The following is an 8,721-nucleotide window of genomic DNA, read 5'->3' on the forward strand; positions in this document are numbered from 1 at the left end:
GCGCCAGGCGGCCGACGAGCTCGCGGCCGACCTCCCCGGTGCTGTCGTGGTCACCGGCGGCGATCGGATCTTCGCCGCCGGCGCCGACATCTCACAGTTCGGCGGACCGGACGAGGCGGCGGTCATCGGGCCGCTGTTCCACGACACGATCGGCGCGTTCGCAGCGCTGCCGCGCTTCGTGATCGCAGCCGTCGGTGGATACGCCCTCGGCGGTGGTTGTGAACTCGCCCTCGGCTGCGACTACCGGATCGCGTCCGAGAAGGCGGTGTTCGGCCAGCCCGAGATCCTGCTCGGGATCATCCCCGGCGGCGGTGGAACGCAGCGCCTGGCACGGGTCATCGGCGCGTCGAAAGCCAAGGAGATGTGCCTCACCGGGCGCCAGGTCAAGGCTGCGGAGGCACTGCGGATCGGACTTGCCGACGAGGTCGTCGCCCCCGACGAGTTGCACGATCGGGCGCTCGCCCTCGCGGCCGAAGTCGCGAAGGGTGCACTGCAGGCCCAGGCGATCACGAAGCGGCTGATCGACGACGGATTGTCCGGCTCGCTCGACGACGGGCTCACCATGGAGCGCACGGGATTCGTCGACGTGTTCCGCACCGAGGACTCCCAGATCGGTGTGAAGAGCTTCCTCGAGCACGGCCCCGGCAAGGCCAAATTTACCGGCGCGTGAACCGCTCCGCTGAGAGTCCGGGCGACCTGGTCGTCTCACATCTCACCGGTGAGCGCACCGGGTGTCACGTGAGGGGGCGGCGCAGCGACCAGGCGCCGCGGGCGAGCCACAGACCGATCGATGTCACCACGACGATCGCGCCGGCGACCGTCGAGTAGGCGACGGTCCGGCCGTAGGTCTCGTACACATAGCCGGTCACGACCGCCATCACTCCGGCCATCAGCGCCTGGGATGCACCGAGCATGCCCTGCGCACCGGCCTGGCGATCGTCGGGGACGACCATGCCTGCGGCGACTCCGGCCGCCGAGATCGTCAGCCCGTCGCTGACCGCGTGGACCATCGCCAATGCGAAGATCAAGCCGCCCGTCGGGAGCAGCCCGTATCCCAGGAGGAAGCCTGCGCCGGCGAACAGTCCGATCGCCGAGAGCTTGAACGGCCCGAACGTCTGGGCGAGTCGACCGCCTCGGGGCCCGAGGAAGAACAACGGGAGCGCGAACAGCGTGATCCCGAGGTTCGCGATCCACTCGGCGGTGCCGAGTTCGTCGTGGACGAGCGACCACAGCGCGTCGAACCCGCCGATCATGATGTAGCCGACGCCGGCGAGCACGGTTGCGCCGGCGAAGGGGCGATTCGCCAGGAGGTCGAACGCGAGTCGTTTGCGGGGGCGGTTCTCGGCGCTCGTCTCGTCGACGTGGACCCTGGCGACGAACGGCAGGAGGACCAGCGACGCGACACCGACCACGATGAACGGTGATGGGATCCCGAACGGGCCGACCAACACGGCCGAGATCGCAGGACCCATCGCGAAGCCGAAGACATCGGCAGACAGCAGACGACCCAGGTTGCTGCCGAGGTTGGTCGGGTCGGCGAGGATCACGATTCGGCGGATCGCCGGGCCGGCGGCGCCCACGCCCAGTCCGTTGATCACCCGGCCGAGGAGGATCGGGACGAGGCTGGTCCCGACCGCCATCAGCAGGAGCCCGAGAACGCTCACCAGGACGCCGAGCACGACGACCTTGCGGGCGTGTCCGCGGTCGGCGTAGGGGGCGAACAGAATCTGTGAGATGAAGCCGGACAGGAAGCCGATCCCGATGATCAATCCGATCGCGGTCTCGTCGATCCCGTACTCGGTCTTGTAGTCGTCGACGATCGTGAACAGGACGCCGTATCCGGCGGCGAGCGTTCCACTGAGGCCGCCGAACGCGAACAGGATCGTCAGCGGTGAGGGCCGGTCCGCCCGGTCGATCCGCAGCCGTTCGGGAGTCGAGTCGGCGGGCGCGGCGCGCGTCTCGTCGTCAGGACGCAACGTCATCGGCGCAGCGTAGGGCCTCGATCGGCTACGACAGTCGACGGTTTCGGCATGCAGCGTAGACGTCGACCACGGTCGTCGCGACCGCATCCCAGGCGTACTTCGTCTCGATCAGGCGACGGGCCTGGCGGGTCAGTTCGAGAGCGAGGTCACGATCCTGGAGCACCATCTCGATCGTCTCGGCGAGATCGTCGGGATTGCCCGGTTCGAACGTCAACCCGGCACCGGTGTCGACGATCAGTTCGGCGAGGCCACCGGTGCGTGCCACGATCAACGGAGCGCCCGCTGCAAGCGCTTCGAGTGCGACGAGTCCGAACGGTTCGTACAGGGACGGGATCACCACGCATCCGGCGCGGTGCACGAGTTGGCGAAGATCCGTCCCGCTCAAGAACCCGGGAAGTTCGATCAGGTCGCTCACTCCTTCGACGTCGATCTGCGTCTGGAGTTCGGGGAGGTAACTTCCCCGCCCGGCGATCACACACGAGACGCCCGGGACCTGAGCGCGCAGCCTCGTCATCGACCGGGCGAGGACCTGGAAGCCCTTCTCGTACTGCACGCGACCCCACGACACGATCAACGGTTCGCGTTCGGACGGCCGATCGTGTCCGCCCCACAGCGACGGGTTGATTCCGTTCGGGATGCGCACGACGTGCTCGGGAGCGAGTTCGAAGCCGGTGACCAACTGGTCGACCATGAACGAGGTGGAGGCGATCAGGCGATCGGCGCGGAACGCCAGCCACCACTCGATCGAGTTCACGTCCGTCGGCTCGCCGAGTGGCAGGTTCCCGCCGTGGCGGACCTTCTCGGTTCCGTGCATCGTCAGCACGAACGGCACGTCGTAGTGGCGCGACAGCGTGTCGGCGGCCCAGCCGACCTTCCAATCGTGTCCGTGCACCACGTCGGGCGTCCATCCGGCGAGTGGGGAGTGTGCGTCCAGTGCGAGCTGGGTGAGGGCATGACCGGCGGACGCGACGAGTGCGAGGTAGCGCTCGACGGGGATGTGCGGGAGGCCGACCTCGGCGCGCAGCACCCGGACCGGTCCGGTTCGTTCGGCCTCGTGGTCCGCGCGCCGGTCGGCGCTCGTCAGCACGAACACGTCGTGTCCCGCGTCCGCGAGCGCTTGGCTCAGGCCCTGGACGTGCGCCGCCGTTCCCCCTGAGTATCGAGGTGGAAATTCCCAGGTCAGCATGAGGACGCGCACGGACCGAACCGTAACCCCGGTTACCGTGTCGGTCGATGTCTCCGCGTGACCAGCTCATCGGTGAACTCGATCTCCACCTCTTCGCTGAGGGAACCCATCGTCGGTTGTGGGAGCTTCTCGGTCCTCGGGGAGCGGTGTCGGGGGTCCGGTTCTCGGTATGGGCGCCCAATGCGCGTGCCGTCGCGATCGTCGGCGATTGGAACGACTGGCAGCCCGAGCAGTTGGAGCGGGTCGATGTGAAGGGGCCGACGGCCGTCTGGTCGATGGTGTCGAATCGAGCCCGTTCGGGCGACTGCTACAAGTTCGAGATCACCACCGCTGAGGGGCGCACGATCCGCAAAGCCGACCCGATGGCGCGCCGGACCGAGCTGCCACCCAGCGATGCGAGCGTCGTACCGGACTTCGACGAGTACGAGTGGTCCGACGACGAGTGGATGGCGGAGCGCGGAACCGCGGTCCGCGGCGAGTCGCCGGTGCGGATGTACGAGGTCCACCTCGGGTCGTGGCGACGCTCGGTCGACGACTGGGATTCGCTGGCCGAGCAGGTGGGCGATCACGTCACCCGGCTGGGATTCACCCACGTCGAGTTGCTGCCGATCGCAGAGCACCCGTACGGCGGATCGTGGGGATACCAGGTGTCGGGCTACTACGCGCCGACCGCCCGTTTCGGCGATCCGGAGGGGTGTCGACGTTTCGTCGATGCACTCCACCAGCGTGGGATCGGCGTGATCCTCGACTGGGTTCCCGCGCACTTCCCCAAGGACGATTGGAGTCTTGGACGCTTCGACGGGACTCCGCTCTACGAACACCCCGACCCGCAGCGTGGAGAGCATCCCGACTGGGGCACGTACGTGTTCAACTTCGGTCGCAACGAGGTCCGCAACTTTCTCGTCGCGAACGCGCTCTACTGGCTCGACATGTTCCACATCGATGGTCTGCGCGTCGACGCGGTGGCGTCGATGCTGTACCTCGACTACTCGCGCGGACCCGGCCAGTGGAGCGCGAACGAACACGGCGGGCGTGAACACCTCGAGGCGATCCAGTTGTTGCAGGAGACCACGACGGTCGTCGGCGAGGAGTTCCCCGACGTGATGATGATCGCCGAGGAGTCGACGGCGTGGCCGGGTGTCACCCGTCCGGTGTCGGAGGGTGGGCTCGGTTTCAGCCACAAGTGGAACCTCGGATGGATGCACGACTCACTCGGCTACATGCAGTTGGATCCGGTCCATCGACGGCATCACCACCACGAGTTGACCTTCGCCCAGCTCTATGCGTACAACGAGCGCTTCGTCCTGCCGCTCAGCCATGACGAGGTCGTGCACGGCAAGGGCAGCCTGCTCGCCAAGATGGGTGGCGACGACTGGCAGAAGTTCGCCGGGCTCCGGGCGCTCCTCGCCTGGCAGTGGTCGCTCCCCGGGGCGCCGCTGTTGTTCATGGGCGCCGAGCTTGCGCCGTGGCAGGAGTGGAACGATGCAGCCGAGCTGCCGTGGCATCTCCTCGACCATCCATCGCATCGCGGGGTCCACGATCTGATCATCGAGCTGAATCGACGCTCCGATGCGTACCCGGCGCTCTGGCGTCGCGACACCGACCCCGCGGGGTTCCAGTGGCTCGACGCCGAGGATGCCGAGCACTCGATGTTCTCGTTCCTGCGGTGGGACGATCACGGTGCTGCCGCGGTGGCGTGCGTCGCCAACTTCACGCCGGTGCCGCGACCGGGCTACCGGGTCGGTCTGCCGTGGACCGGTGAATGGACCCCCGTGCTCGACACCGACGCCGCGACGTGGTGGGGGAGTGGCCATCGTTCCGTCGGTCCCGTGGTCGCCACGTCGCCCGAAGCGTGGCAGGGACAACCGACGTCGGCGTTGGTTGACATCGGCCCGATGTCGATGCTCTGGTTGGCCAGCCCGATCAGGCGTTGACGGCGACCGAGCGCAGCGTCGCAGCCGCTTCCTCGGGGGCGACGATGTTGATCAGGACACCGGTTCCACGTTCGAAGCCCGCCTGCGTGGTGAGCTGCGGCCAGATGTGCATGTGCCAGTGGTAATCGCCCGTGTGCTGATGCGGGGCGGTGTGCAGGCCGAGGTTGAACGCAACGTCGCCGAGCGCACGGTTCAGATGAGCGATCGAATCGCGGAGCGCGATCCCCACCGCTCGGAGTGATTCGTCGGACGCGTTCGGAAAGTGCGCGTGCTGTTCTCGCGGCACGATGAGCATCTCGTAGGGAACACCGCTCGCCCACGGACACATCACCACGACGTCATCGTTCGCGAGCACGATGCGCTGGCCCGCGGCGAGTTCGGCTTCGACCGTGGTGGCGAGGAGCGATCCGCCGGCGAAGCGTGCGAACGCACGCTCCTCGTCGAGAACCTCGCTGGGGACGAACGGGAGCCCGAGAATCTGACCGTGGGGATGGGCGATCGACGCACCCGCCTCGCGGCCGTGGTTGACGATCACCTGGGTGTACCGGACGAAGGGCAGTTCGGCATGTTGCGTAAGGCGTCGCTTGAGGACCGCCATGAGTTCGACCGCGTGGTCGTCGTCGAGTAGATGGAGACCACCCGTGTGCCCTCGTTCGTACACGAACACTTCGTGGATGCCACTCGCCTCGGCCTTGACGTGGACCGGCCCGAGGTTGTGCACGGCGAACGCGTCGTCGCCGTCGAATGCGGGGAAGCGGTTCGGGACCACCCGCATCGACCAGGTGCCGTCCTCCTCGGAGGTCTCGACGGCGGGTGGTGTCTCCTCTTCGTTCCCGGGGCAGAAGGGACACGGCCGGTCGAGTTGCAGGTCGCCGACCGGTGACCGCGTCGCGAAATCGCTCGGACGTTCAGCTCGGTCGGGAACGATCGTCACCCATCGCCCGTTGAGGGGGTTCAGCCGCATCTGACTCATCGGACCCCCAGGTTACGGCCCACGCGCACCGGTTGTGTGACACCGGTCCGGAACTCAGTGCGGCGAACGCTTGTCGCGCGCATCGTGACGCTCTGAGTCGTCACGTTCGTCGTGGCCGGACACGTCCTCGATGATCCCCGATGCCACCGATCCGAGCCGGGTGTCGCGCCTGGGCCGACCCGATTGCGCGGCGATCGCCTCGAGCATGTCGCGGCGATCGAGGCGATTCTGGTTCCACCGGTGCATGCCCCAGCCGATCAGCGATCCGACCGTGAACACGATCAGCCCTCCGATCGCGTCCAACCAGAAGTGGTTGCCGGTCACGATGATGCAGAACAGGGTCGCCAGCGGATACAGCAACACCGCGATCTTCGCCCATCGTCGACGCAGGAGCGGCCAGACCGCGAGCGCACACCACGTCGACCATCCGATGTGCAGGCTGGGCATGGCTGCGTATTGATTCGAGATCGCGGCCACCTCCTCGGAGTCGAACCTCCACGGGCCGCCGTAGACGCTGAGCGTGTCGACGAACCCGAAACCGTTGTCGCCGGTGAACGTCTTGTCCTTGCCGTCCCGGTACTCGCTGGGGATGCAGCCACCACCGAACTCGACGTTGTCGGCCGTCGGGCACGGTTGGTCGAGCAGACGCGGTGGCATCAGCGGGAAGAACGCGAAACCGAGGATCGCGAGCGCGGTCATCGCAGCGAGCGTGTTGCGCCATTGGGGGAACACGTCGGAGCGCTTGTAGAAGAGCAGAACGAAGACGCCGAGGGTGACGAAGAAGTGTGCGGTGCCGTAGTACACGTTCCAGAACTGGATGAACCACGTCTGGGACAGGAACAGCTCCTGGATCGACTCCTCGTGGAAGAGTCCGAGCAGTTTCTCGAGGCCGATCACACGCTCGGCGTTGAGGAACGCTGCTTCGGGGATGCCGTCGGCCGCGATCTGGTTCGATCCGAAACGGTTTCTGATCCACGAATAGGCGATGTAGAAGACGCCGACGATCGCCGCTTCCTTCCACCAGTACAGCCGGTGATCGCGTGGAGGAATCTCGACGCCGGCGATGTCCTGGTTCATCAACTCCGTGTCCTCACCGCACGACCGCGCTCACCGCTCGGCTCAGGCCGAGCAGCACTTGTCGAGGAACGATGCCCGATCGACCAGCGCTCGCGTGATCTTGCCAGCGGCGATGAGACCCCCGCTGTCCGACACCGTGACCGTGAAGGTGAGTCGTCGCCCGTCGATCTTGTCGAGGACCGCTTCGGCCGTGACCTTGGCACCGACCGGGGTGGGCTGGAGATGATCGACTCTGATCCGCATGCCGATCGAGGACACCCCAGCCGAGAGTTCATCGGCGAGCGCCACCATCGTCGCCTGCTCGCACAGCGCGATCAGGCGGGGTGTGCCGAGGACATCGACGTCGCCCGACCCGAGCGCGGACGCCGTGTCGAAGTCGCGTACGACAAGGCTCGCAGTTCCACGCATGCCCGTCTCGACTGTCACGGAGAACGACGCTAACGCGGCGACGCGGGCGTGCCACCGTCATGGGCTTGCGCCCCGATCACCCGCCGCCCCCCGCACCGATGTAGTCGCCGAGCACCGACGTCGTGCGATCGAGCGATGCCTGCAGCACGTCGCGCCTGGAATCGCTCAGGTTGTCACTCGACAGGTCCGCGAGCACGTCTCGGATCACCCAGCCGTTCTGCTTGTCGACCCACGTCGGGTACACCTCGGGTGGACCGACGGTGACCGTTCCGGCCTCGTCGATGTCGACATCGAACTCGACGATCGCCGCGTCCTGTGTGGAGGCCGGCCACTGGGATGCCGCCGGATGGTTCGACAGGACGTTCCCGAGTCCGTAGGCCACCCAGACGTCGTTCACCTTCTCGATCGGCTGCAGAACGTGAGCGTGATGGCCGATGACGAGGTCGATCTCGCCACTCGCCGTGATCTCGTCGGCGATCCTCAACTGTTCCTCGTCGGGAACGGCCACGCCCTCGGTTCCCCAGTGCATGCTGACCACGACCACGTCCGCCCCGAGATCGCGCGCCGACGCGGCATCCCGGATGATGCGGGCAGGGTCGGTCAGATTGGTGCGCCACGGCTCGCCATCCGGAAGCGGGAGCCCGTTCGTGCCGTACGTGTACGACAGGTGTCCGATCGAGATTCCGTTGACGTCGAACGGCGTCGGCAGGCTGTCGAGCTCGTCGTTGGCCATTCCGGACTGACCCATCCCGTTCTCGGCGAGCACCTCGATCGTGCGATCGATGCCGGCGACGCCGCGGTCGAGGGTGTGGTTGCTCGCGGTGGAACAGCGGTCGTATCCCGCCTGGGCCAACGCGCTGACGACCTCGGGAGGAACGCCGTACAGCGGGTCGGTCGAGAGCTCCTCGCCCTCGGGCACGATCGGGGTCTCGAGGTGGCACACCGCCAGATCGGCGCTCGCGACCTTCGGCTCGGTCGGGGCGAACATCGGGTAGAAGTCGTAGCCGACGCCGCCGGCGTTCTCGGACGCACCGCGCCACAGTGGGCTGTGGGGGAGCACGTCGCCGGTGAACGCCATCGTCATCGATCGCGGGGGTCCGGGAGCGGCTGTCGGCGCCGGAGCGCTCGTCGCCTCCGCCGGAGCGGTACCGGCATCCGCCC

General features: G+C 67.1%; 8 protein-coding genes. 2 read left to right on the forward strand and 6 right to left on the reverse strand.

Annotation, left to right across the window (positions count from 1 at the left end; all coding sequences use genetic code 11):
- The coding region (locus tag WBV89_RS16870; RefSeq protein ID WP_423982504.1) for an enoyl-CoA hydratase/isomerase family protein at nt 1-670 on the forward strand (670 nt) is incomplete at its 5' end.
- A gap of 64 nt (nt 671-734) precedes the next feature.
- Here WBV89_RS16870 and WBV89_RS16875 read toward each other — a convergent pair.
- Nucleotides 735-1,982 carry an MFS transporter gene (locus WBV89_RS16875; protein WP_423982505.1) on the reverse strand — a complete coding sequence of 416 codons (1,248 nt, stop codon included), beginning with the start codon at nt 1,980-1,982 and terminating at the stop codon, nt 735-737.
- Nucleotides 1,983-2,007: 25 nt separating this feature from the next.
- Complete coding sequence (locus tag WBV89_RS16880; protein ID WP_423982506.1) at nt 2,008-3,180, reverse strand: glycosyltransferase family 4 protein; 1,173 nt, start codon at nt 3,178-3,180, stop codon at nt 2,008-2,010.
- Nucleotides 3,181-3,215: 35 nt separating this feature from the next.
- Between WBV89_RS16880 and glgB the strand changes: the two genes are divergently transcribed.
- Nucleotides 3,216-5,102, forward strand: coding sequence for a 1,4-alpha-glucan branching protein GlgB (gene glgB / locus WBV89_RS16885; protein WP_423982507.1), 1,887 nt, complete (start codon nt 3,216-3,218; stop codon nt 5,100-5,102).
- Here the strand turns inward: glgB and galT are convergent.
- The 4 genes from galT to WBV89_RS16905 form a co-directional block, all read right to left on the reverse strand.
- Nucleotides 5,092-6,075, reverse strand: a complete 984-nt coding sequence (galT, locus tag WBV89_RS16890) for a galactose-1-phosphate uridylyltransferase (protein WP_423982508.1) — start codon at nt 6,073-6,075, stop codon at nt 5,092-5,094. The two genes, glgB and galT, sit on opposite strands and share 11 nt — an antisense overlap.
- 54 nt (nt 6,076-6,129) lie before the next feature.
- Nucleotides 6,130-7,152, reverse strand: coding sequence for a phosphatase PAP2 family protein (locus WBV89_RS16895; protein ID WP_423982509.1), 1,023 nt, complete (start codon nt 7,150-7,152; stop codon nt 6,130-6,132).
- Between the two features lie 42 nt (nt 7,153-7,194).
- Nucleotides 7,195-7,578, reverse strand: coding sequence for a thioesterase family protein (locus WBV89_RS16900; protein WP_423982510.1), 384 nt, complete (start codon nt 7,576-7,578; stop codon nt 7,195-7,197).
- 58 nt (nt 7,579-7,636) lie between these two features.
- A partial coding sequence (locus WBV89_RS16905) for a CapA family protein (protein ID WP_423982511.1) occupies nt 7,637-8,721 on the reverse strand: 1,085 nt, incomplete at its 5' end.

It is taken from the genome of Ilumatobacter sp. (assembly GCF_049588435.1).
In the GTDB taxonomy this organism is placed as follows: Bacteria; Actinomycetota; Acidimicrobiia; order Acidimicrobiales; family Ilumatobacteraceae; genus Ilumatobacter_A.